The 25,871-nt window shown below is 39.4% G+C and carries 14 protein-coding genes; 1 reads left to right on the top strand and 13 read right to left on the bottom strand.

From position 1 onward, the window contains the following. Positions 1-62: 62 nt before the first annotated feature. Genes DES35_RS01320 through DES35_RS01285 form a run of 8 tightly spaced genes read right to left on the bottom strand, consistent with a single transcriptional unit; the run spans position 63 to position 7,994 of the window. Positions 63-827, bottom strand: coding sequence for a tetratricopeptide repeat protein (locus DES35_RS01320; RefSeq protein ID WP_051889251.1), 765 nt, complete (start codon positions 825-827; stop codon positions 63-65). Beyond that, positions 827-2,590 carry a BatD family protein gene (locus DES35_RS01315; protein ID WP_114365582.1) on the bottom strand — a complete coding sequence of 588 codons (1,764 nt, stop codon included), beginning with the start codon at positions 2,588-2,590 and terminating at the stop codon, positions 827-829. The genes DES35_RS01320 and DES35_RS01315 overlap by 1 nt, the downstream gene beginning before the upstream one ends. Further along, the gene (locus DES35_RS01310; protein ID WP_114365581.1) at positions 2,574-3,251 is read right to left on the bottom strand and encodes a tetratricopeptide repeat protein; all 678 of its coding nucleotides are present in this window, start codon (positions 3,249-3,251) and stop codon (positions 2,574-2,576) included. Before DES35_RS01310 ends, DES35_RS01315 begins: the two co-directional genes overlap by 17 nt. Then, complete coding sequence (locus DES35_RS01305; RefSeq protein WP_114365580.1) at positions 3,248-4,261, bottom strand: vWA domain-containing protein; 1,014 nt, start codon at positions 4,259-4,261, stop codon at positions 3,248-3,250. Before DES35_RS01305 ends, DES35_RS01310 begins: the two co-directional genes overlap by 4 nt. Then, on the bottom strand, positions 4,258-5,253 hold the full coding sequence (locus DES35_RS01300) for a VWA domain-containing protein (protein WP_114365579.1): 996 nt from the start codon (positions 5,251-5,253) through the stop codon (positions 4,258-4,260). The genes DES35_RS01305 and DES35_RS01300 overlap by 4 nt, the downstream gene beginning before the upstream one ends. Position 5,254: 1 nt before the next feature. After that, complete coding sequence (locus tag DES35_RS01295; RefSeq protein ID WP_037357860.1) at positions 5,255-6,151, bottom strand: hypothetical protein; 897 nt, start codon at positions 6,149-6,151, stop codon at positions 5,255-5,257. Next, on the bottom strand, positions 6,148-7,014 hold the full coding sequence (locus DES35_RS01290) for a DUF58 domain-containing protein (protein WP_114365578.1): 867 nt from the start codon (positions 7,012-7,014) through the stop codon (positions 6,148-6,150). Before DES35_RS01290 ends, DES35_RS01295 begins: the two co-directional genes overlap by 4 nt. Then, positions 7,014-7,994: an AAA family ATPase gene (locus tag DES35_RS01285; protein WP_037357855.1), complete on the bottom strand. Its 981-nt coding sequence runs from the start codon at positions 7,992-7,994 to the stop codon at positions 7,014-7,016. Before DES35_RS01285 ends, DES35_RS01290 begins: the two co-directional genes overlap by 1 nt. A 293-nt stretch (positions 7,995-8,287) precedes the next feature. Here DES35_RS01285 and DES35_RS01280 point away from each other — a divergent pair, with 293 nt between their 5' ends. Further along, positions 8,288-10,663, top strand: a complete 2,376-nt coding sequence (locus DES35_RS01280) for an ATP-binding protein (protein ID WP_114365577.1) — start codon at positions 8,288-8,290, stop codon at positions 10,661-10,663. Here the strand turns inward: DES35_RS01280 and DES35_RS01275 are convergent. The 5 genes from DES35_RS01275 to DES35_RS01250 all read right to left on the bottom strand — a co-directional run bounded on the left by DES35_RS01275 (position 10,656) and on the right by DES35_RS01250 (position 25,834). After that, complete coding sequence (locus DES35_RS01275; RefSeq protein WP_114365576.1) at positions 10,656-11,561, bottom strand: glycosyltransferase family 2 protein; 906 nt, start codon at positions 11,559-11,561, stop codon at positions 10,656-10,658. The two genes, DES35_RS01280 and DES35_RS01275, sit on opposite strands and share 8 nt — an antisense overlap. Positions 11,562-11,618: 57 nt before the next feature. Then, complete coding sequence (locus tag DES35_RS01270) at positions 11,619-19,307, bottom strand: fibronectin type III domain-containing protein (RefSeq protein WP_114365575.1); 7,689 nt, start codon at positions 19,305-19,307, stop codon at positions 11,619-11,621. A 99-nt stretch (positions 19,308-19,406) separates the two neighbouring features. Beyond that, entirely contained in the window at positions 19,407-22,496 is a 3,090-nt protein-coding gene (locus DES35_RS01265) for a DUF4961 domain-containing protein (RefSeq protein WP_114365574.1), read from the bottom strand. A 265-nt stretch (positions 22,497-22,761) separates the two neighbouring features. Beyond that, positions 22,762-23,628 carry a sigma-70 family RNA polymerase sigma factor gene (locus tag DES35_RS01255; protein ID WP_037357847.1) on the bottom strand — a complete coding sequence of 289 codons (867 nt, stop codon included), beginning with the start codon at positions 23,626-23,628 and terminating at the stop codon, positions 22,762-22,764. 76 nt (positions 23,629-23,704) lie between these two features. Then, positions 23,705-25,834 (bottom strand): polyribonucleotide nucleotidyltransferase, encoded by a 2,130-nt coding sequence (locus DES35_RS01250; RefSeq protein ID WP_371851077.1) that lies wholly within the window; start codon positions 25,832-25,834, stop codon positions 23,705-23,707. Between the last annotated feature and the right edge of the window lie 37 nt (positions 25,835-25,871).

Genomic DNA, 25,871 nt, shown 5'->3' with positions numbered 1-25,871 from the left:
ATTACCGAATATCATTTAAAAATGACCACAACAGAAAATTTTTTGATACATTCAAAAAGATTTTATAGATAAAAGAAATCATCCTTATTTCCCCAACCTAATTTACCATCTGGTAATCGAATTTTTACATATCCATTGTATTCATCTAATTTCATTACTTTCATAGCCTCATTGAGAATAAAAATTTCTTTTGCCGATTCTACAGGTTCGCTTTTTATAAAAGTTGTGTTTTTCACAACGATGCAATAGTTTTCCACATTCTTTGAATCTATCCAATATACAATCCCAATAAGGATTAAACTCATACCAAGCAATGAAACCACTTTTGGCACAAAATATTTTACATCTCTAAAAAAGTAATTTTTAACCCAATAATAAAAAGTAAGTATGACCAAAAGAAATGATAAAATCGTTAAATACAGCATCACATCCGAATGAATTAACCAGAAAATTACTTTTTCAATTTCCGAAGGAAGTCCGAAACCAATATCATATGGAATGTTTTCAAGCAACAGGTTCACATTGTGCAAGATCTCGGCATCATATGGCGTATACATCAAAGCTTTTTCATAATAATATCTGGACATTCCATATTGGGATTCTTTGAAATACGCATTGGCCAGATTATAAAAAAGCTCTGAACTTATGTACCTCTTATCAAGAATTGAATTGTACATACGAATGGCCTCTTGATATTGTTCATTTTTATAAAACTCATTAGCCACCGTAAACAGGGAGTCTATTTCCGTTTTTAAATATAATTCAGAAAACAACAAATGACTCAATGATAAAAACAAAAGCAAACACAATGCCCTGAAGCCTAACATCATATAGTAATTTTGAGCTTTTTGGAAAAATACATTTTAATATCCTGATATAAATCTATCAATTCATCATTGGTACTTCCGCTAAAGATCGACTCTTCTATTTTTTTATTGAATGACTTGAATTGATTGGCTATCTCACTTACAGAATCATCAGATTTTTTAGCCGTAATTTGTGAATTATTTAAAGTATAATTACTTAAAATCATCTGAAGTTTTTGATTTAATAAATTGAGTCTATCTTTTGGTTCCGTATAGTTTTTCTCAACTTCTATAAATGCTTGATGTATTTGTTTTTTAAAGTATATTTTTCTGTAAATATTAGATCCATATAATTGTTTTCCCAGTACTAATAACAAAGCAAAGGTTATTGCAACACTCACTCCTAAGGTCCACCACTTAAACACTTGAACATAATAGGAAGCCTGGACATGTTTAATCCAATTTGAATTCTGTTTTATAAATAAAATATCTCTTTGAAGGTAGCCAGATTCTTTGTCCTGAGTAGTTATATTTCGTTGGTCTTCGCTTATTTGTACATACTGTTCTCCACCTGTTACCTTTAGAGTTAAACGATCCAGAACTTGTTCTACATATTTATTTTCAGAAGGGTCAAAATAGGTGAAAGACAATGGTTGAAGGGTATATTCTCCATTGTACTTTGGTATCAGAATATATTCAATCTCACGGGAGCCAACCATCCCAGCGGATGTGACGGAAATTTTATCCGTTTTCTTGGGTTCATAGACATCAAACTGTACTGGGAATTCAACTTCCGGCAGTTGAATAAATTTGAGATTTCCATTTCCCTCAACTGTTAATTTTAATGAAACAGCATCGCCCGCATTAGCTGTAGATTTTGTAAGATTTGCTTTAAATCTAAACTTTCCCACTGCTCCTGAAAATGGAGTTTTGTAGGTATATGTTGGCAATGCTTTTATAGTAATTGTTGGGCACTGAGAAACACTAACTTGATTGACAACGGTAGAAGACCTGAAAAACGGATTAAATAAGTCTCTTGAATTGGTTTGAATTTCTGTAGGAATTCTTACTTCAAGGCTTCCGGGGCTAAATGTACCCGCCTTTTGGCCAAATACCAGCATGCGTTTTAATACAACAACATTAAACAATTCGCCATCGACCGTCTCCTGATAAGGATTGACTTGTTCTCTTAATATTTCTGAATAAAAACCCTTAAAATCAGGTACATTTAGTAATTCAATATTGCCAATTCCGGTACGGTAATATAGCAGATAATCTACCGTAAATACTTCGCCAACATAAAAGTTATTCTTTGGCACTTTAATTTTAACAAAAGCCAGTTTTTTTGCTATAGTCTTTGGATCATTTGGGTCTATACTTTCATCGTATACTTGTGGGACTACTTCTATATCAAATGGTTTAGAATAAATTGTTTTACCACCGACATTAATGGATGCTTCGGAAATGGTAAATTTACCCATTTTCTTAGGCATTAGAATGAAGGTATAGGTTTGTTCAATTCTTAATCCAGCATTACTGATGCTAGTAAAGGTCGAACTATTTGGACCAGAAATCACTGTAAAGTGTTCTCTTAAATTTTTGGGCTCTTTGAATCCAATTCCCTGGGCATTTATAGAAAAAGTAATTTCAAATTCCTCATATTTGCCTACTTTATATTTATTTGATTTGGCTATAAAAAGGAGCTCTTGAGCCTCCAGGAAGTGAAAAGAACTCAAAAGTAGAATAGATAGAACAAGCCATGTTTTTTTACCAATCTTTTTCATTTTTTCGTGTTCTTTTCTTCTTATGTTCTTTTTCTCTAACTTTGGATTGTACTTCGTTATCTTTTTGATTTAAGTACTGCATCAGATTTTCAGCGATTGTCTCATCAATTTTTGATTTCTCATTTTCTTGAGTTTCATTTTCTGACAATTGGCCACTTTTTGAATCATTTTGCCGCTGGTTATTATTTTTTTTGTCATTTGCCATTCCTCCTTCAGATGACTTTTGATTTTGTAGCATTGTTAATGCCCTGGCTAGATTATATCTTGTTTCATCATCAGATGGATCAAGTATAAGTGCTTGTTTATATGCTTCAACAGCATTGCGATAATCCTTATTTTGATAATGGGTATTGCCTAAGTTATGATAAGCTTTTGCTTTTAAACTTTTATTGCTAGTCGACCTGATAATTTTTTTATATGTATTTTCAGCTTCCTGATAATCATTTAATTTATACTTGGCATTTCCTGCATTGTATTCAGCAGCTTCCGTGTTAATTCCATTTCTTTTAGCAATAGCTTGTTGAAATTTTTTATACGATTCTTCATACTTTTCTTCATTAAACAGTCGATTGCCTTCATTAACAGACCTCTTGTAACCGGAAATCTGTGCCTCAGCAAAGAAGGTACACAAGAAAAACATAAGAGCAGTAGCCGTTCTCATTTTTTTATTAAAAAGTAAAAAAAATCTAATAAAACCATTTCAAATAAAATGAGAAAAATAGCCAACGACAAGGGAATATAATATAAACTGTTGTACCCATCCCGAATGGAAAATTCACTTTCCTCTCTTTTTAATTTTTCAAATTCGTTTTTTAGTGCGGAATGAGCTTGTTGTAAGGAAGTTGCTTTAATATAGGTTCCTTTTGTTTTCTTTGCAAGATCCTGCAAATTTCCTTCATCAAGTCGGGTAATTACAACATTGCCATCCTTGTCTCGCTTAAAATCTTCTCTATTATATTGAGAAATAGGTATGGGACTGCCGTTTTTAGTTCCAACTCCCAAAAGAATTAGTTTTATATTTTTGTCTTTGATTTCTTTTACAATATTGTTTACGCCCCCTTCATGATCTTCTCCATCTGTGATCAACAAAATTACCCGATCTGATATTCGATCTTTGTCAAAGAGTAAAAGAGACTTTGATACAGCTTGTTCAATATCGGTTCCTTGTTGATAAATATAATCTGGTTTTATGTTGCGAACGATGCCTTTAAACATTTCCTTATCGATTGAAAGAGGCTGTACAATAGCAGCTGAACCTGCATATACTACGAGGCCAAATCTATCATCAGAGCTGGTTAAGACTTTTAAAAGTAATTGCTTTGCAAATTCAAGTCTACTTGGTTTAATATCATCTGCTAACATACTGTTTGAAATATCAAGTACTATAACAACATCACTACTCAATACGTTTTTCCTGTAGCCTTTCAAATATTCTATGGGATTTGCTGCTGCTAAAAAAATTAAAAAGACTGCTAATGCTCTTGAAATATACTTTAAGAAATGCCGGAAACTGTTGTATTTTACAAGTAGCTTATCCACTAAATATTTCTCCCCTAACCTACTTATCTTCTTACGACTTTTAAGAAAATTAATTATTGCAAAGAATAATATCAGAAGTAAGAAAAATATACCTAAATATACAAAATTTTTATTTTCAAATTCCAAATTCATTCCACAAAAGATTTGAAGACAAACAGTCTCAATAAAGTGTCACTTAAAATCAGAAGCAATCCAGGAAACAAGAAGTATTTGAAATATTCTTTTTTATTATTATATGTAATTTCAGAAATTTTGGATCTCTCTAATTTATCAATTTCTTCGTATATTTGTTTAAGTGCGTCAGTATCTGTGGCTCTGTAATAATTACCTCCTGTCATTTTTGCTATGTTTTTTAATAAATTTTCATCGATTGAAACAGGCCTGTTTTCGAAGACAAGATTTCCTTTAAAATCATAGGCAATTGGTGTTAGGGCATAGCCTTTCGTTCCTACACCTATAGTGTAAACTCGTATTCCATATTTTTTTGCCAATTCTGCAGCAGTTAAAGGGTCTATTTCCCCTATATTGTTTTCGCCGTCACTCATCAGTATAATTACTTTACTTTTCGTATGGCTGTCTTTTATGCGATTGACTGCAGTTGCAAGGCCCATTCCGATCGCAGTACCATCGTCTACAAGTCCATAATCAATTTCATCAATAGCTTTTATCAACGCCTGTTTATCGACGGTCAGGGGAATTTTTGTAAAGCTCTCACCTGCATACAACACTACACCGATGTAATCATCAGGTCGATTGGAAACAAAGTCAGTAGCAACCATTTTTGTCGCTCGTAGTCTATCTGGTTTAAAATCTCTTGCCAACATACTGGCAGAAACGTCTATTGAAAGTACAATGGATATACCCTCTCCATCAAGACTTTTTTTGACGGTAGCATTTTCAAAAGGTCCAGATAAAGCAATCAATAAAACTAAAAAACTCGATGCAAATAAAGTTTTTCCGATTACCTCTGGATTCCAGTATTTGAAACCATATTTTTTAAAAAAAATATGACTTGTTTTAAAATACGGAAAATACTCCTTTTTTAAAAATTTCTTAATAGCAAGCAAGAAGATAGGTATTAATACAAAGTATAATACAAATTGTCTATCAAATTCTATTTCCATTTTATTTTACTTCATTTATCTCATTAATTTGCATGTCATTTATCTCCTGTGACTGCATAAATTCGATAATTTTTTGAATCATAAAAATAGTATTATCTCTATCGTCGAGAACTTTTGCAAATTTTATCAATTCAGCTGTTTTAAAATACTTTTTTAATAAATTTAGATTGGTCATACTTATTGGAATCTTTTCAAGATATTTTGACATTTCTCTCGTTGTACTTTCTAAAAATTTATATCCATATTTCTTTTCCATATAGCCTCTGATAAGTTCATCTGATTCAAAGTAAAATGTTCTACCATCTATATCACCTTTCTCATACATTTTTACAAGATTTCTCATCTTTTCTATTGTCTCTTTCTCCAGAGTCATTTGTAGGATTTTTTGAAAGTTTTTATTTTTTCTTTTACTTAATTTTTTATATAGTATATAAATTATTATAATCAACAATATTGCAAGTAATAAGAATATAATCCAACTATCGTCGTAAAAAGAAATATTTTCCTTTACATCATAGATTTCGATTTGCTCATTTAAAGTGGGTATTAGTACGAAAACTCCAATCGTACTGCTCAGTAAAGTATCGGAATTTTTGAGAAAAATCAATTGGGGAAATTCAAAAAAACCAGTATCAAATTTTGTCACCGTCAAAGCCAATGTAATTGAATTATTATCCTGACTTATTGTATCAAACTCACTTAGTATAAAAAATCCGTTTAGTGTATCATGCGGTTGCACTTGTTGCACATAAACTCCTTTTTCAATTTCAAAAAACAAGTTAAGTGGTTGTCCAATAAATATGGCATTTGTATCTGAATAGGTTTTTATTTGGCCAAATAATGATAAAGAAATAAAGGTATATAAAACAGTAATTCTATACTTAAATAACTTGATCATCTTCTAGACTGAAAATATTTAATTAAGGATTTGTAGTAATCATCACCCACGGTTAGGTCTATAAAGCCTGCTCCATTTTTTTGAAACATATTTTTTATTTCGTTATTTAGAAGTTCAATATCTTTTTTGTATGCTTCAATTTTCTTCTTGTTGAGATTAACCCAATAGCTTTCCCCACTTTCAATATCTTTCATTTTCGTAAAGCCAAGTGGAATCGGATGTTTTTCAAAATTGTCCTGAACTCTTATGGCTACCAGGTCATGTTTAGTGCTAAGTTGTTTTACGCTTTTCTCCAGATTTTCCTCAATAAGAAAGTCAGATAATATAAAGACAATACTTCTTTTTTTGAAAGCTTTGTTTATAAAGTCCAAGGATTGAAATAAATGGGCAGTACCATTATCACCATTCATGCCAATCAATTCCCTGATGATCTTGAGAACATGTTGTCTTCCTTTATGAGGCTTTATCAGATGTAATCCATTAGTACCGATGGACAGAACCCCCACCTTGTCATTGTTATTGAGGGCAGAAAATGCCAAAAGTGCAGCTATTTCTGTAATATAATCAGCTTTTTGGGCGTATCTGGTTCCAAATAGGTGAGAGCCGCTGCGGTCAACTACCAACAAAAGCGTGAGCTCCCGTTCCTCCTGCATTACCTTAATATGGGGTATTAAAAGCCTGGCGGTGACTTTCCAGTCCAGTAACCTTACATCATCCCCGAAGGCATACGGTCTGACCTCAGAGACTGTTAATCCCCGACCTTTAAAAGCAGAGTGATAACTACCAAGCAACACTTCGTTGCTCTTTTTTCTGGTCTTTAACTCAATTTGTCTTACTTTTTTTAAAAGCTCAGCAATCTCCATCAAGGTACCTGAATTTGATTTAATACTTTTTCTATTAAAAACTCTGGTGTCAATTCTTCTGCTTCAGCTTCATAGGTCAGTCCGATTCTGTGTCTGAATACATCGTTAATTACTGCCTTAATGTCGTCGGGAAGCACATAAGTTCTTTCCTGAAGGAATGCCATGGCTCTAGCTGCTTTTGCCAGTGCGATCGTCCCTCGAGGAGATACTCCGTAGGAAATTAAAGGTTTAAGTTGAGCCAGTCCATACTGTTGAGGACTTCGGGTAGCTATGACCAAATCTACAATGTATCGCTCTAGTTTTTCGTCCATATAAACCGACTGAACGATTTGTCGAAGTGAGAAGATTTGGTCTACTGTTGCTACTGGATTCAAGTGGTGTTCGCTGCTAGTATTTGCATAACTCTTTAATATTTTTAGCTCCTCCTCATAACTTGGATAAGTGATTACTACTTTCATAAAGAATCTATCTAGCTGAGCTTCGGGCAGAGGATAGGTGCCTTCTTGTTCCAATGGATTTTGAGTTGCAAGAACCAAAAAGGGTTGTTTTAAAAAATAGGTCTCTTCCCCTATCGTTACCTGTTTTTCTTGCATGGCTTCGAGCAATGCGCTTTGAACTTTGGCTGGTGCCCGATTGATTTCATCTGCTAAAATAAAATTCCCGAAAATAGGACCTAATTTGACTGAAAATTGACCTGATTGGATATTGTAAATTTGAGTTCCTATGACATCAGAAGGCAATAGGTCAGGGGTAAATTGGATTCTTGAAAATTTAGCATCAAAACACGATGCAAGTGATTTAATGGTCAAAGTTTTTGCCAAGCCAGGCACACCCTCTAGCAAAATATGTCCCGAAGATATCAGCCCTATAAGCAATCTGTCGACCATGTATTCCTGTCCAATTAAAACTTTGGACAATTCATCCTTAATTTTTTCGATTAAAGAGTAGGAAGCTATAAACTCTTCAGTTTGTTCTTTCATTTAAAAAATGATTTTGTATAGGACCACAAAGTTAACGTTAGGTAATCGAGGCTGGTATATCGTGATAAATCACGTAGCATTTCATTTAATTTTCTTTAACGCCATCTTGTAAATAAGAAAGGACATGGATTGGATTACTTCATCAATGTGAGTCGAGTCAAATAGAATTCATCTATGGATTAAATTCCATTTTTGAGAATTTATGAATTTTTAAATTTGTATTACAAATTTGTATTCCAGCGCATTACAATTGATATTTACATTGGAATAATGATTGCTACTATTCACTACCTATGAAAATCAAGGCTTTGCAAACAATTTTTTTGATTTGCCTGGTGGTAGTGTCCAGAGCAGAGCTATTTGATGTAAGTGGAAAAAATTTTTTTAATGAAAAACCAGTATTGCTAAATGAAGGATGGATATTTTATCCAAATGCATTTTATACAAGCAAAGAAATTAAATCTTTGAAAAACCTAAAGGGGTACAGGATTTCTGCGACTGACAATTGGCATGAACTGTACAAAAGAGGTATCCTAGAGAAAAGAACTGGTTTTGGAACTTATCATGCAAGAATTAAAATCAATAGAGAAAATCCAAGACTTTTATTGAAGTTTGAAAAAATCTATTCATCAGTCAAAATTTATGTCAATGACCAATTGTATGCTTCTGTAGGTGTAGTTTCTGATAAAAAAGAAACGTACAAACCAGCAGTAAAACCTATATTTATAGAAATAGATCCAAAAGAATCTGAGTTATTAGACATCACACTTCATGTATCAAATTTCAACCATTTTGAGGGTGGTATTGTAAAACCACCAATATTGGGAGCCTACAATTACTTAATAAATCAATACTACAAAAAACTGATATCAGATGCTATAGTGATTGGAATATTTTTTATAACTGGAATTATCTTTATGATTTTATATAATTTGGGAAAATCAGGGCTTGAATTCCTAATATTCTCTTTATTTTCAATATTTTTTACCACTCAATATTCCATTTATTCTAGTGAAATATTTAGTGCGTTTTTTCAAGGTATCAAATTTGACATATATATAAAATTTGGATATTTATTTTTACTATTTACCTTCTCATCATTTATTTTAAACATTTATTATTTATTTCCAAGATATGCCAACAAGAGAATTTCGATTGTAAGTTCAGGATTTTTAGCGGGACTTGGCCTTATTGGTCTATTTGTGCCAAGTTATTTACTTACATTGATCAGTCCTGCAATTTTACTTGGTTTGATTCCAACAATCGGGCTATATATGATGTATGTTTTTTCAAAAACGATCTTTTTCAATGAAAATGAAAAATTACTGACAAATCTTGGTTCATTTTCTTTATTACTAATATCATTTTATTTCATAAATAATCACTTCAAAATTATTGAAAATTCATGGTTTGTAAACACTTTAGGCTTTTTTCTATTTTTGTGTATTCACATTTATCTATTAATGTCTAAATATAGCAACAAAATTAAATATTTGTATAAATCGGTTGAGGAATCAGTAAGAGCCAAAAATGAGTTTATTTCTACTATGTCACACGAATTGCGAACTCCACTAAATGGAATATTAGGAAATGCAAATATCCTCAAATCAAATGAAAATGAAAGCTCAAAAGTTAGCAAACTCGAAACCATAATTCAAAACACAGAAAAGCTTACTTCCATCATAGATGATATTTTAAATCTTAGCGATTTAGAAACTGGAAATATTCAACTAAAATATTCTAAAGTTAATATACGTGAAGTCATCGAAAAAAGTGTAGAATTAACCAATCATTTCAGAAAAGATAAAAGTATTGATTTAGAGATCATTATAGATCCTAAAATTAGTGAAACCTTAGTAGGTGATGAGCTCCGATTGAAACAAATATTTATCCACTTTATTAGCAATGCCTTCAAATTTACAAGTAAGGGAAAAGTTATCATTTCAGGTAAGTTGCTCAACGAATCAGCTAACACCCAGTCTATTACTTTTAGTATTACTGATACTGGTATAGGTATCAGCAAAGAAAGGCTCAAAAATATGTTTGAAGCCTTTAAACAGGCTGATGGTAGCCACACAAGAAGACACAGCGGGATTGGATTAGGCCTTGCTTTGTCAAACCGTCTTATAGATCTAATGGGTGGAAAAATAAGTGTTGAAAGTCATGAAGGAAAAGGCACAAAATTTTCGTTCACATTAACCTTGAAAAAAGAAAGTGAGGTTACTCCAATAGCTCAAAATAATATTATGTTTCGTAAATTAGAGCTCGATCCTAAGTTAAAAATTTTAGTAGCAGAGGACAACCCTGTCAACCAAAAGCTTATGGTAATGATGCTTAAAAATCTTGGTTACAATGCTGATATAGCTGAAAATGGCAAAGTAGCGTATGAAAAAAGTTTGATAAACATGTACGACATCATATTCATGGATATTCAAATGCCTGAAATGGACGGATTGGAAGCAACTAAAAGAATATTGTCAAAGGTAAAAGATCGTCCAGTAATTATAGCTGTAACGGCAAATGCAACTGATCGCGACAGAGATGAATGTATGGAGGCTGGTATGAATGATTTTGTGTCAAAACCTGTAAAACCTCTTGAGATAAAAGATTGCATATTGAAATGGCAAGGATTACGATTACTTTTAAATGAAAATAAAATGGCTATTTAATCCTAATTTTGATTTTAAGCAGTATAGCTAAAGATTTAATCATATATTTTAATCTTTGTGAAATAGAAAAAGTTGGTTTCAGGTTAATTTTAGTAAAATTGGTATTTCCTAAGTTGAGAATTTTACGGTAAAAATCTGAAGCAGTTAAACCCCACTTTAGAAGAAACAAATTTTTTCCATCGTTACGAGTAACCCGTTTGGTGGATTTAGTGCCAAAATGATAGACAAGCGAATTGCCCAACCCAATAAATTCTGTAACACCTGCCATGTAAAGCTTTGCCGAAAAATCCGGATCTGAATAAAAACCAGGAGAAAATTCAATGCTAAAACCACCAACCAAATCCCAAATCTCTTTATGAACCAACACAGGTGGCCAGGAGGCACCTGTCCAGTTTTCTCTGTAATTTTCTTTTGCAAAATTTACAACATCGTTTTCAGAAAACTCCTCATAGGTTGTACCAAAATTCTTGACTATAACGCAAGGGTTTTTAGTATCTAATGGTTCAATCAAAGTGGCTGAAACCATTACTGCTTTTGTATTGATTTTTTTTAAAAAATTAAATATCTCAAGGTCCCATCCGGGTAGAACAAACATATCATCGTTCATATACATCAACCAATCGGATATTGCTATAGTTCTGCAAGCATTTACAGCAAAACATACCCCAGCATTATCTTTAAAATAAACATAATCAAGGTCTTTTTCTCTGCAAAATTTTTCAGTACCATCACTACCCTCATTGATGGCAACAATAATCTGATGATTATAAAAAGAGTACTTATAAATACTTTGCAGGCAAAGACTAAGGTATTTGAGATTGTTCCAGGATGGAATGATGATAGAAAATCCATCAATTTTCCCTCTGTTCTTAGAAAAGTGATAAAATTCCGGTATCATAAAAAAAACTGCCCAAAGCTAACGCTTCGGGCAGTTTTATTACGTAAATAAATAATTTTATTTATTAATCACAATAGACTTGACTGCAGTACCTTCATTACTGTTGATTTTAACCTGATAGGTACCAGAAGCAAGTTTACTCAGATCAAAGGTTTCCGCGAAAACACCATTTTCTAATTTCTTCCGGAATACAACTTTACCGGTAACATCGACTACAGATACATACACGTTTGTAAGTCTTTCCATACCTTTAATGGTGAAAATTCCATTAGTTGGGTTTGGATAGAGAACAATACCCATTAAGGAGTTTTCACGGATGTTGATTCCCTGGATATTGACTACAGCAGTAGCAGTATCTGATCCACAAGTATTGGTGGTAACAAGTATCACTGTATATGACCCATTAGAAGTGTATGTTGCCGTTGGGTTGACTCCTGTGCCCTGAGTTCCGTTTCCAAAATCCCAAGTGTAAGAAGTGGCGTTTTGGGAAGTCGAGGCATCGAATGTGACTGTTGCATTGGTAGCAGTCACTACAGGTGTCCCAACTGTAAAGGCTGCAGTGGGTGCAGGATCGGTATTGAAAGGTACTTTGGGCGAAGGAGTACTTAGACCTGAGGCACAAGAGTCAGTCACTATCAGCTCGTACGAGGTACCCGGTATCAGACCTGTAAGAGTAGCTGAATTGGTAGTAATACCTGAGATCACTGTGCCCGTACCTGGGGTAAATCCGGCAGGGCCAAATTCAATCCTGCTGGTAAGTTTACCAGTACCTGATGTCCAGGACACAAAAGCTGTATCACAACCAGCTGCTGCTGAAATAGACGTAGGAGTAGAACATGGGACAGCACCTATTAAAGTAATGTTGAAGGGCTGGTTAGCAAACCTGGTAAGTGTACCAGAAGTTGCTTTTACGGTCCATATTACATCTGCTGGTGTGCCTGGTGGAACATTATTGGCAGCTAAGAGTGCATTGATCTGAGCATTGGTCAGTACCAGGAAAGTATCCAACCCATTGCTGTTAGACGGCAATGTAACCAGTGGATTTGTGAAGTTTCCAGTGGGCACGTCGGCCATCCACTCATAAGTGACAGCCGGTGCAGTTCCGACGGCCCTTTGCGTCTTATTCCATGTAATGGTAACTGAGCCAGGTCCACTAGCATTGTAGGTGGTATTGTTAGCAGGGGTTGCCAATGTGAAGGGTACTAATGAATCCGGAACGTTTAAAATCGCTTCAATCATCAGCCTGAAATTGTTGACTGTACCAAGTCCTGAACCATTTAATGCTGCTGCATAGTAGGCATTAGGTCTTGTTGGGTTTTCGCTTTGGAAAGCCAATGGGAAGTATCCCTGAGTACCAACAGTCTGAGCGATACCTACATAAAAGTCTTCATTTGTAAATGTGAAGGGTGTCGGGAAGTTGAAAGTTTTATAGGTGGATGTATCTGAAGCCGCAATTACGTAATTGGGTCCTTGCGCCACAATGACTGTATCTTTCAACAATACCGGATAAATAGTTTGACCAATTGAAGCAGCATTGTTGCTGATTCTTACCCTTACACCAGATACCGATCTGGTTCCATTAACCTGGTATCTTGTGAGCAAAAGTCCGGAGCCGGTATTAAAGCCTACCCCACTAAGTCCAGACAATGTTGTATCTGCATAGCTGAACCTGTCTGTTGTGAGTTCTTGTGTGTAGGATTTTTGGTTGTTGCTGTTGACATCATCGGAAGGTACAGATACGGTAAGTGTACTGAAGCCCAGATTATTCAATGTATAATTGAAGTTTACAGTAGTGGAAGCTCCACTGGCAAGGTTTACACCAGCAGTGACTGTACCAGTATTGGCACCCGATATTGTTAATGTTACATTTTGGTTCTGTGGAAGATAACCGTTGTTCACGATGATTGCACTTACTGTTTCAGGTTTACCCCAAGGGGTTGCATTTTTACCTTTTGCAAATATTGCCTTGACTTCCAGGTCGTTTGCTTTCTTGTCAACAGCCCAACGAATTTCTGGCCTGAAGGCAGTAGCACCCAATGTAGCAGGTGGTGCTGTGGTTGAAGCTCCGGAAACGAGAGAGCTGGCGATTATATTATTTGATAAGTAAGTGAAAGGTGACGGAGCCGGAGATGATATCATCTGCCAATCATAAGCAAGATAGAGATTTTGACCGGTATACGTAAATATAGAGTCAAACAATAGATTATATAATGTTTGATTGGCTGGAATGACCAACGTATCGTCATACACAAGTGACATACCAGGCAAAATGCCTGTCCAGGCAGTGCCTTTATTATAGTTTATGTCGGTTGTATTTTGAACGTATACTTTAAAAATACCGGTTACTGAGCCAGAGGTTGGTGTACTTAAAGTGAATCCCATTCCTCTCAGGATGGTATTTGAGTCAATTCCGGCTGTCTGGAACTCATTTTGGCGGATAATCATAGCTGCCCTCATGTAGGTATGTCCTGAAGTTCCGTTAGGCGCGCGGACTTGTGTTGTAGCACCATTGTTTAATGGTGCAGCCAAGAAGTTTGGTGCTGCTACTCCAAGTCTTACCAGATTGATAAAGAATGGGCTATTGGCAAACAAAGTATCGTTACCTGAAATGGCCCTAACAGTCCATTGCAAGCCGATAGTATCACCAATATTAACACCATTGGCAGCAAGGAGTGCGTCAATTTGGCTAATGGTAAGTGTAAGCGTTGTATCGCTACCGCCGTTATTGGAGGGAATAGCGGCCAGAGGACTCGCAAAGCTTCCTGTTGGTGTCTTAAGTAACCACGTGTATGAAGGGTTGGTCAACGACTTAGCACTTTCCCACGTAATGTTCACCGGAAGTTGTGCCGGACCTGCGACCAACACTATAGCACTATCCGGAGGAGATATCAATGCAAAGCCGCTTGGCACATTTGGTTCGACTTTGAAGTTATCGAGATACAGATTGTTTCCATATGCGCTGATGGCAGTGAATTTAATCCTGTTTGTTCCCTGGGGTATTGGTATTTGGAAGGTACTCCATTGGGAAGCAGATGGGGTGAATGGAGAAGTTGTAGGTGCTGCTGTAGCAAGCGGACCATTTGGACCACCAGCTAAACCAATCAGTGTCGAATAAGTGCTACCACCATCAGTTGAGTAGGATATTACTAAACTATCCACTTCATTAATATAAGTAGCGTATGCATGATCTATAGACAGTCTATAGTTGGCAGGTACTGGTTGAAACAGAGGTGAAAAAGCATCATATGAACCAGAGGAGATATTGTAGAAGGGGAATCTTATGGACGACCCTATTCCTCCATACGCATTCACGTTGTTGACCAACTGAAACTGAGGAGCTGCTGTCCAACACGGTAGCGAAGTGGAGTTGGAATCAAATGTTTCGTGGAAAGGAATTGGCTGAACTGCACAAAGTGTAGTAGCAGAGACCGGACCCGCCTGAACGGCAGATGAATCCGTTCCGCAAATTGTTCTTACATAGAATTCATATGAAGTCTGCGGCATTAGCCCTGTCACATTTGCGCTGTTTGAAGTGACAGAGAGCGTCTGTCCGCTGCCTGGAGTAAATCCTGAAACACCATATTCTATTGTGTAACCTGTAGCCCCGGTAGCAGCATTCCAAGAAAGAGCTACAGAATTGGCAGTGATCGTCCCAACCGCCAATCCTGTAACGACAGGACATGTTGGAGCTGGCTGATAATATACCACTAAACGCCAGGAATTGTTTGGAACAAACTGGTAGATGGTATCGCATGTGGGGAGACCTGTTCCTGTACCACCCCAAGTTCTGATGGCGTGAAGTTGGAAGGTGACAGTTCCAGAAGCTCCATTGGCAAAGGAAAGGTTGCTTCTGTTATAGGTATGGTTACCTCCAGAATTTACGGAGGGGCCACTTACCATGGTTTCCCCGGAATTGACTGTCGGGCTAAACAATCTGCTTCTCTGTTCGCTCAGCCACGCACCTGATTGAGCTACAATAGTGTACTCGACATCTATTCCGGAAATGACATTTCCAGTAGGTACTGTGATCTGCAAAACTCCGGGGCATGCAGAAGTATCGTTAGGACCAACTACAGAGCTTAGCATGGTATTGATAGCTCCTGCAGAATACGTTTCACAGACTGCATTAGGTGGACATTGAAATAAAGTAGTGAAGGATACTGGTCCAGACCATGCACTTGGGGTGGTGTCGCAAAGAGCACGTACATACACCTGGTAGGTTGTACTGCTCATAAGTCCAGTAATGTTGTACGGATTAGATGAAGTAGTTACCGTAGTTCCGGTACCAGCAGCCGAACCCGTCACTGTAATCATATCAAATCTCCAGGTTCCAGTTGTGGAGTAAGAGGAAGATGAAGAAGATGCCGAATATGAAGATCCACTTCCAGAAAAAGAGGAGACAATTCTGAAGGCAACATTTGGATTGTTGTTCAACGAAGTGACAGATGAGAAGTTTACTGTTCTTTTGTTGTACCAGGTATCACCGGAAGGAGCTATAAAAGTGGCAAAGTCAACCCACACAGGAGATGTTGCCGTAACATCGGCAGTGTACTGAACCACCACCGTATTGGACGATGTATTTGAAAGTCTTTGGTCGAATTGGAGAACGATGTTAGACAATCCAACTGTTGAGACGTTTATTTGAATTCCCGCAGTTTTATTTCCAGTGCCTTGTGCAGGAAAGTTGGAAATATTCCATGCATAATTAGGTGGAGCAGTGGTAGAAGGGTCAGAGCTTCCACCCCCCACAACACCGGAAGCAAAAGTGGCAGTAGTACCTCCTATAAGGGAAACAGTACCGGATCCAACTGCTACAGTGGGCGAAGAGGTACCGCCTGGTATAGTGGTGGTGCTAGTTCCATTAAAATTCCATTGAGCTATGGTGGTTGGATTTGAACCAGGTGTAAATCCAACTGGGCCCCAACTAACCTGGAACAACGTATCGTTTGCACTGTTGCTACCAGCAGTCCAACTTACTATTCCTGTACTACTTGTAATATTTGAAACAGTTAATCCGGTGGGAGGTAAGCATACCTGAGTTGGGGTAAATTCATAACAACCGATATCTGGTAGTGCTCCTCTAGTAGCACCTGTTATGTCGGTAGTGACTGATGGGATGGGGATGCCGGCATTATTGAGAATTGGATTAGTTGGTATTAAGATCAGGTTGTTGTTGAATAATGGATTAGCTGATACGGAGTTGCTATCTTTATTGCTAAAAGTCTGAAAATCTGAAAGTGTAGCATAATTGCCAGTAGCCACACTGGTCCCCACTTTGGCTACAAATCCATTCGTGGCAGGAGGGAACAGGTTGTTGTGATTGCTTAACAGGTTTGATCCAAAATTGTATCCTGATGGAAACCACAAAGTATGAAATTGTACATCGCCCGTACCGACTGAAGTATGCTGATTGACAAAATTATTGTTTTTCAAATCAGCCGTCACTGCTGATGTAGTAATTACCAAACAAGCACTTGCTGCTACTTGGGAATTTGTATTGTCATATGAACCAAACAAGTTGACCGAGTTAAAATATACTTTATGACCCGTACCCGTTGTAAATCGAATACCAAACGCATTCCATGTAGTACTGGTAGCCGAGTAATTAATAGTTCTGATACCAGTAATTTCATTGTTGACGATTTCATGATCGCTTCCCGCTTCGCAATTGATGCCGTATGCTCCATACCCTGAAGTATTTAGAGAATGAATGTTTTTTATTCTGTTGGCGTATACTTTGGCTGAACTGGTTCCGGTTCCGATATTGATCCCTGCTGCATTAATGCTTAGATTGGTGATGATATCATTGATTTCATTTCCTTGTATTAGGGGCGAGGCACTGTTTGAAACTACGATACCTCTGAAACCTATTCTAAAAGTAGTGTCAGAAACATTAGGTTCTCCAATAATATTGTTCAAAATCTCAATACCATTGGATGCAGCACTTCCTGCTGTGGGATTTATTACGATACCATTATAAGCACTTTGGATGATATTGGAGATAATTTTCACATTGTTGGCTCCCGGGTTTCCGGTTGAAGTCTGAACCTGAAGAGCTGTGGTAGCTGTAGTAGTTCCTAGAGTAGGGCCGCATTGAAGTTTACAGTTTCTGATGGTAACGTCGTTAATACCTGCTGATGTGGTCACTGCGACTAAAACTGCTACAGAAGCGGCTGTTGCGGTATTTCGGATAGTTAGATTATTGCCTGAGCCTGAAATTCTTCCATCCACTATCACTCGACCTGTGGTAATGATCAGCACTCCGGAATTGGTAACACTGGCCTGTATGGTTCTGGGACCGCCGGACGGCTGAATGGTTACGGTGTAGTTTCCAACACCGGTTTCTGGCCATGCGTTAAGTTGAGCCGGAGCGGAGAGGGTCATATCGGAGATAATGTTCAGAGTGACATTTCCTGAAAGACCTACATTGTTAATGGCTGCAAATGCATCATTCAAGGTAGCAAACTGTCCTCCGGTCCCTACAGTATAGGTACCTGAAAGCGGGGCCAGTATTATTCGGTTTCCGGCAGGAGCTATTGGTGATGGTGTTTGCGGGTTACCTGAAACGGTTACAGAGGAAATTTCTCCATCAATTACATTATTTGTAATAGCAGTCGGGCTTACGTCGTAGGTAAGCCAAAAGTAGTTGTTTCCATCAGCTAAGTTTTGCGCCGGGAATGTAAAAACCATGTTGGTAGAAGGGGTGGCGATGGTAGTACCAAGTTGTGTGGCTGTGGAGAAAGTCGCACTGTTGCCAGTGTAGTAAATGCGCGCATTGGAAATGTCGGAGAGGCTGGTGGTGCCATTGGCAGAGGCAGTGATACTTGTTACATTGAGTGGGTTAGCTGTACCGCTCGTTTGTACGTTAAGACGGATCACCGGTGCATTGGTTGCCCCCTGGGCCACTGAGCCTGTAACCTGTTCATTGGTCACAGACACCAATGTTTGTGGGAAGGGTGTAGGTGAAAAGAGGTAACGTCTCCTTGTGGTAGCGGTACCACCTCCTGCTAATGATGTTACAGGACCGAGGGTGTTTATTACATTGTTGTGATTGGTTGTAGTGGATGCGGAGTGGTCGGTAAAGTTTACCACATAATAAGAATTGACGGCCGTTCCATTGGAAAAACCGCTTTTGGCTGCTGTAAGAGAGCCAGCTCCCAGTGAGATTGGACCAAGCACATATTCGATCAGATTGGTACCTTCGTATAACCTAACTTGCCAGGTACCATCTGGAGTTGTCGAGGTATTATTGATTGTAACTCCCGTCCATTGAATGACGAAACACCGGTTTGGAGCAGTACCAACGACTTTTGAGGTAATTGACCCGGTGCTATGTAGACCTCCATTGCTTAAACCTGTTACGAATGCTCCCAATCGGATCCCTGTACCACCGCCAATATTATTGCCTGCAGAGGCGTTAAAGTTTAACCCTAATATTCCATTTGTGGCAACAGAAAAGGTAGTGACAGATTGTCCCAGGATTTCAAATGGAATCGGAAAAGATATTGCGGTAGCATTGCTACCGGTGCCAGAGGCAGGTGCCGGTCCTGCAATGTGTGTGGTGACTCCGGTTGTCATATCTACCACATTGTTGTTGATATCCAGGCCAAGGTTTCCGGTGGTATTTGTGGCATAAAAGTATCCGGATACCGTGGTAGGAGTTGTTTGTGCTTTGACAGCCGTAAGTCCTAATAGCACGAATGAAAAGAGTGTAATAATACTCTTAATCAAGTAATTGTTTTTCATGAGAACATGACTTTGGTGATAGAGCAAATATAATTATGTTTTTAAACCGTGAAAGATAATTTTATTTTTTGCTAAAAAAATGTAGGTAAAAGGATTGTTTTACATGGTTTTAAACACCAATTTGTGCGTTTTGGTAATTCCTTTATGGTTAATTCTTATTATAAGTACTTGACTTTGAGTACTCATACTTAGGTTTCTTAAATTTATGTAAACATGATTGTTTACATTTATAAGATTAACAATTTTATCAGCAAAAAGCCTTCGGCCCAATAAATCGAAAATTTCAATAACAGACTGTTGGTCATAATCTAAGACCTCAAGAAACAAATCGCCTGATGTGGGATTTGGAAATGGAACAGTTGTTAAGGGTGAGAGGTTATTTTCGAGATTTGACGTAATTCCATGTTGGATTTTGAGTGTTGAAACCCCGTTGTTGTAATATACTTGAGCGTAAAGGATTTTTTGGTTTTGATCATAATAATAACCAGTACTGTTGGATACCAATTGAGAGAGTGAAGGGAAGGATTGTAGCAGTTGATTGTTCCATTCAACAGAAGTAGGAGCTTGCTGATAACGGACCAATTCAAAACGGTAAAATCTTGTATTTGGCATACCTGAATATCCTGGCCATGAAAGTGAACACGTAATGTGGTAATCTGAACCGAACTGTGCGGAAATGAAGTTGAGAAATGCATAATTGCCCATGGCCAAAGCTCCCGGGCTAATGCCGTTGTCTGTGTAAAGTGAGAGGGTGTCGCTGGTCGCTAAATCATCTTTATAATTTCTAAGTATAAGGGTATCGTACGTGTAAAATGCTGTTGTTTTTATGTGTTCGGGAGCCATGGCTAGAATGGCCCCTGACCTTACGAAAAAGGGCAGTTTTCCAATGGGTGCTGAGATGGAGGTTTGAGTCAGACCGGTGTACTGCAAATTAGTGTGGAAATCAACCCATTTCCCCGGAGGAAAATACACTGTTTTTGATGTGGTATTGGCATCGAGTACTGGTGCTACCAATATGTTTTTACCCCATAAATATTGCTCATCCCTGTCAGCCAGAAAGAGATTGCCAGGATTGTAATAGTCGCTTGGTATGGCTAAAGGTGTACCAGTGGTAGAATTGATAAATGCCAGATGGTAATTGTAAGGGAGGAAGCGATATCTTAACCGGGCATATTCAAGACAAATATTTTTGTAGAATGTGGGATAATTGTAGGGTTCGGGAGGAACGCCTTCGCCATGTGCCCTCATGATGGGGCTAAAAGTACCTAGTTGAAACCAGCGTGTGTACAATTCTGGATCCTGGCCACCTCCTGTAAATCCTCCTAAATCTGAATGCATGTATCCAATACCACTCATACTCATGCCAAGCATGTTGGGAATCTGAACTTTCAAGCCTCCCCATGAGCGCTGAACATCGCCAGACCATGGAAAGGTGGAATAGCGCTGCATACCGGCAAATCCTGATCTTATGAGATTGAACAGCCTCTGACCTGGATACTGCTGCTGATAGCCTTCGAAGATTCTTCGTGCCCATAAAATGCTATAGCTGTTGTGGATCTGTCGAGCTGTACCTCGGTGATGAATCATTGTCGCTGGGTGATTTTCAGGTTCTCCAAGGTCACACCACCAGCCGCCCACGCCTTCATTGATTCGTGGTGGGTAAAGACTCCAGAAATAGTCCAGAGCCGAGTCGTTGGTCAGATCAATAAGTCCGGCATTACCCGCCCAAAAACCATTTATAATGAAGGGCTGTCCCTGGGTATTTTTTGCCAACCAGCCATTTTGTGAGAGGATTGGAAATTTGGTGCTTTGCTGGGTAAAATAAGGCTCAGTAATCAGGATTGTTTTTACACCGGCAGTGTTGAAATCGCTAATCATTTGTATGGGATTGGGAAATTTGGAATAGTCCCAGCTAAAATTGCCCATGGTAGCGGGTGATCCAAACCAGTAGAGGTCAAGGACCAAAGCGTCAAGGGGGAAGCCTTGGTTTCGAAGGGCATTAACTACTTGTCGTGCTTCAGTTTCGGACTGGTAGCCATAGCGTGACTGAATGTAACCTAAAGACCAACGTGGAGGAAGCGGCTGAAAACCTGTGACTTGAGCATATCCTCTAAGAACTTCGTCGTATTGACTACCTCCTATAAAATAATACGTAAGATCGCCTTCTTCGAAAGAAAAACGCATTTCTGAAGGATTGTTTTTTCCAAGATCTATTTTGGATGGAGCATAGTTATCAAACAGAATTCCATAGCCCTTGGAGCTGACTACAAATGGAAAAGTAATATTCAGGGTTTTAGCTCCCGGGCCATAGCCATATATTGCTGTGTTATACACATCGAGCTCTTCTCCGCGTCTATTGGTCTTGATGGCTCTGGAACCTGTTCCATATAATCGTTCTGTGCTATCAAGAGAAAAGCTAATGCCTTTACGAGTGTATTGTTGCCACAAACCTCTTTCATCGCGAAGCAATGTGTCATTTTTATAGATATAGGCTATTCTCACAGGATTGCTTTTAACAAGAACTGCGACATCCGCTCCTCCGAATATCAATCCGAGTGGAGTCTGAAGACCAATGGCTGGTTTAGGTGTGTCACCTGAAGTCACAATAGAATTTTGTGGTAAAAACTGCCCGGTGGGCGAAAACTGTATTTTAATAACGTTGCTCTTGACTCGGGTCAACCGTAATGCTCCTGTATCGCACAAAATGGTCATGACTCCTGAAGTCATCGAAAAAGAGGTAATGGTCTGTGGAGTGAGTAGATTGATGTCGTAAAAAATGTCTTGATTGTTAGCATCACGGCCTACTAAACTTCCATTTACATTTCGGAATACGAAGGCCAGTCGGAGTACCTGCTCATTTTGAGGGACATTGTAAAATGTACGGATGTGATAGCTGATGGAATAAAGGTTGTTACCCAAGGGCGTCATAAGACGGGCTGTGTCGTAGGTGCCCCAATTTCCTTGAACGTAATACCAGTTGTTGGGGCTGGTGCTATTGGTGGTAATAAGACCTGTATGGGCGAAAACCGGTCCTGTATGATTGGCAAGTGCACCATTGCCTTTGGTGGCATCGTATATGATGGTGACTGAGTCATCGGTAGTGGGGTTGATTGGTGTTACGACGAGGATTTGTGCCTTGGTGCACAGAAAAAGTAACAGGCTGATGATAAGGGGGTAAAAATTTTTCATTGTTGGAAATTTCTCCAAAGATAGTTAGTGTATTTTATACACCTTTTGGCAATGTGTAAGGATGTTTTATTTATCAATGTTGCTTGCTGTTTGTTTGCGTGAGGGATGCGGAAGGCGCCCGCAGGGCGGTGCGCAGCACGGGAGCGAAGCGGACCCTGGAGCAGCCCGACCCCGCGCGGTAAGGCCTTATGGCCGGCGCGCGGGGACACGCCCCCAAAAAAAAACCACCCCTGAAGGGGTGGCTGAGTTGGATTTTGTATGGGTTTTAGCTTCCGAGGTATGATTTGAGAATGCGGCTTCTGGAGGTGTGTTTGAGCCGGCGGATGGCTTTCTCTTTGATTTGGCGAACGCGCTCGCGGGTAAGGTCAAATTTATCGCCGATTTCCTCGAGGGTGAGAGGATGCTGTCCGTTTAGGCCGAAGAAGAGCCGGATTACGTCGGCTTCGCGGGGGGTGAGGGTGGAAAGTGCGCGCTCGATTTCGATGCGTAGTGATTCGTGGAGGAGGTCGTCTTCGGGGTTTGGACTTTCGCCGTAACTGAGTACGTCGTAGAGGTTTGAGTCTTCGCCTTCTACGAGTGGTGCGTCCATGGAGACGTGTCGGCCGCTGTTTTTGAGGCTTTCTTTTACGTCTTCTTCGGACATGTCGAGTAGGTTGGCAATTTCTTCGGCGGATGGGGCGCGTTCGTGCTCTTGTTCGAGCTGGGCGTAAGCTTTGTTGATTTTGTTTATGGAGCCTATTTTGTTGAGTGGCAGCCTTACAATGCGGCTTTGCTCGGCCAGTGCCTGAAGGATGGATTGACGGATCCACCAGACAGCGTAGGAGATGAATTTAAAGCCGCGTGTTTCATCGAAGCGTTGTGCGGCTTTAATGAGGCCGAGGTTGCCTTCGTTGATTAGGTCTGGTAGGGTTAGCCCTTGGTTTTGGTATTGTTTTGCCACGGAGACCACAAAGCGGAGGTTTGCCTTGGTGAGTTGTTCGAGGGCTTTTTGGTCTCCGGCTTTGATGCGCTGAGCGAGTTCTACTTCCTGTTCGGCAGTGATGAGCTCTACTTTGCCGATTTCCTGGAGGTATTTATCCAGGGATGCGGTTTCGCGGTTGGTTACTTGTTTTGTAATTTTTAGTTGCCTCATTGTCAACTTTTATTAGTCAGAAAGGGGGTTTGATAGGGATTTGTTTGGGTAGCAGATGCGGGTGGCTTCTGTGGTTTTAGCCTGATACTTCGGGCTTTGGCAATAGTACTTTTCTCGACAGTCGGAGCTTGCCTTTTTCGTCGATGGCGATGAGTTTTACTTCTACTTTATCGCCTTCTTTCAGGACGTCTGATACGTTGGCAATGCGCTTATGGTCGATTTCGGATACGTGCAGTAGCCCGTCTGTTCCTTTTCCGATTTCGATAAAGGCACCGTAAGTTTGTATGGATTTTACAGTGCCAGTATATACTTCACCTACTATAGGTACGAAAGCTATGTCGAGTATTCGGCGTCTGGCTTCTTCCATGCCTTTGGGGTCTGTGCCGGAAATTTCGACCAGACCTTTTTCGTTGACTTCTTCTATTACGATGACTGTGCCAGTTTCGCTTTGAATGTTTTGAATGATTTTGCCTCCCGGACCAATGACGGCGCCGATGAGGTCTTTAGGGATGCTGATTCTGATGATTTTGGGGGCATGTGGCTTGAGTTCGGGTCGCGGCTTGTCGATTGTTTTTAGCATTTCATTTAAAATGTGCATACGGCCGTCCCGAGCCTGATCGAGGGCTTTTTCCAAAATTTCGAAGGAGAGGCCTTGAATTTTTATATCCATCTGACAAGCTGTCAGGCCTTTGGCGGTACCGGTGACTTTAAAGTCCATATCGCCCAGATGGTCTTCATCGCCGAGTATATCGCTTAGTACTGCCCATTGGCCAGTGGATTCGTCAGTGATGAGGCCCATGGCGATGCCTGAAACGGGTGCTTTGATGGGAATACCTGCATCCATCAAGGCCAGTGTACCGGCACAGACGGTAGCCATGGAGGATGACCCGTTTGATTCGAGGATGTCGCTGACAATGCGGATGGTATAAGGGGTGTCTTCCGGGATTACAGGCTCAAGGGCACGTTGGGCTAGGTTGCCGTGGCCTATTTCCCGACGTCCGACGCCTCGTATGGGTTTTGCTTCGCCGGTGGAGAATGGGGGAAAGTTGTAGTGCAAGTAAAATCTTTCTGAACCTACATAGGTAGCTGAATCGATGCGGTTTTCATCGAGCTTTGTGCCTAGTGTAACGGTGGTGAGCGATTGGGTTTCGCCTCTGGTAAATATGGATGAGCCGTGGGCTCCCGGCAGATAGTCAACCTCGCACCAGATCGGTCTGATATCTGAAAGTCCCCGACCATCGAGCCTTACAGATTCATTGAGGATCATATTGCGGACGGCATGGTATTGTACGAGTCCGAAATAGCGCTCTGCCAGTTCTACAGTTTTTTCATCGGCGGCATCTCCAAGGCTTTCAATAAATTCTTTAAAAATTTGTTTGAAACTCTTGGAACGTTCTTTTTTGGGGAGAAAGCTTTTAGCTACCTGGTAAACCTTTTGGTAGGTTGATTCTTCGACTTTTTTCTGCAGGTCGGGATCCTGAGCGTCGTGATTGTATTGGCGTTTTGGGAATGCTCCTGGGATTTTGGAGGCGAGTTCTATCTGTGCGTGACACTGAATTTTAATGGCTTCATGGGCTGCTTTTAGGGCTTGGAGCATTTCGCTTTCAGAGACTTCTTTCATTTCGCCTTCGACCATGATGATGCTGGTCAGGGTGCCGGCAACTACCAGGTCAATATCTGCTGAGGGAATTTCGGCAGGCGTAGGATTTATTTTAAATTCACCATTGATACGGGCTACACGCACTTCGCTGACCGGACCATTGAAGGGGATGTTGGATACAGCAATGGCTGCACTGGCAGCTAAACCTGCAAGTGAATCGGCAGCTACGTTTTTATCGTAGGATATAAGATTGATAATGACTTGGGTATCGGAGTGATAGTCTTCCGGGAAAAGTGGTCTGAGGGCTCTGTCCACAAGGCGTGCTACCAGGATTTCTTCGTCAGTTGGCTTAGCTTCCCGTTTGATAAAACCTCCTGGTACGCGACCTGATGAAGAGAATTTTTCTCTATACTCGACTGTAAGTGGCATAAAATCAATGCCTTCGATGGGATCTTCGTTGGATACTACGGTGGCCAACAGCATGGTAGCCCCTGATTTGACGACCACAGCTCCGTGTGCTTGCCGTGCGAGCTTACCGGTTTCAATACTTATCACTTGGCCATCAGGCATTTTTATTTCCTGAACGATAGGACTTGGCATCATAATTTTTCTTGCGATTTAAAAACGAAAAAAGGCCATCAAT

Source organism: Schleiferia thermophila (assembly GCF_003337435.1).
Classification (GTDB): domain Bacteria; phylum Bacteroidota; class Bacteroidia; order Flavobacteriales; family Schleiferiaceae; genus Schleiferia; species Schleiferia thermophila.
This window is presented reverse-complemented; position numbering and strand designations above follow the sequence as displayed.

Bases quoted from the DNA above. Each gene is read 5' to 3' on its own strand.
- DES35_RS01320 (WP_051889251.1), bottom strand. From the start codon at position 827: ATGTTAGGCTTCAGGGCATTGTGTTTGCTTTTGTTTTTATCATTGAGT.
- DES35_RS01315 (WP_114365582.1), bottom strand. From the start codon at position 2,590: ATGAAAAAGATTGGTAAAAAAACATGGCTTGTTCTATCTATTCTACTT.
- DES35_RS01310 (WP_114365581.1), bottom strand. From the start codon at position 3,251: ATGAGAACGGCTACTGCTCTTATGTTTTTCTTGTGTACCTTCTTTGCT.
- DES35_RS01305 (WP_114365580.1), bottom strand. From the start codon at position 4,261: ATGAATTTGGAATTTGAAAATAAAAATTTTGTATATTTAGGTATATTT.
- DES35_RS01300 (WP_114365579.1), bottom strand. From the start codon at position 5,253: ATGGAAATAGAATTTGATAGACAATTTGTATTATACTTTGTATTAATA.
- DES35_RS01295 (WP_037357860.1), bottom strand. From the start codon at position 6,151: ATGATCAAGTTATTTAAGTATAGAATTACTGTTTTATATACCTTTATT.
- DES35_RS01290 (WP_114365578.1), bottom strand. From the start codon at position 7,014: ATGGAGATTGCTGAGCTTTTAAAAAAAGTAAGACAAATTGAGTTAAAG.
- DES35_RS01285 (WP_037357855.1), bottom strand. From the start codon at position 7,994: ATGAAAGAACAAACTGAAGAGTTTATAGCTTCCTACTCTTTAATCGAA.
- DES35_RS01280 (WP_114365577.1), top strand. From the start codon at position 8,288: ATGAAAATCAAGGCTTTGCAAACAATTTTTTTGATTTGCCTGGTGGTA.
- DES35_RS01275 (WP_114365576.1), bottom strand. From the start codon at position 11,561: ATGATACCGGAATTTTATCACTTTTCTAAGAACAGAGGGAAAATTGAT.
- DES35_RS01270 (WP_114365575.1), bottom strand. From the start codon at position 19,307: ATGAAAAACAATTACTTGATTAAGAGTATTATTACACTCTTTTCATTC.
- DES35_RS01265 (WP_114365574.1), bottom strand. From the start codon at position 22,496: ATGAAAAATTTTTACCCCCTTATCATCAGCCTGTTACTTTTTCTGTGC.
- DES35_RS01255 (WP_037357847.1), bottom strand. From the start codon at position 23,628: ATGAGGCAACTAAAAATTACAAAACAAGTAACCAACCGCGAAACCGCA.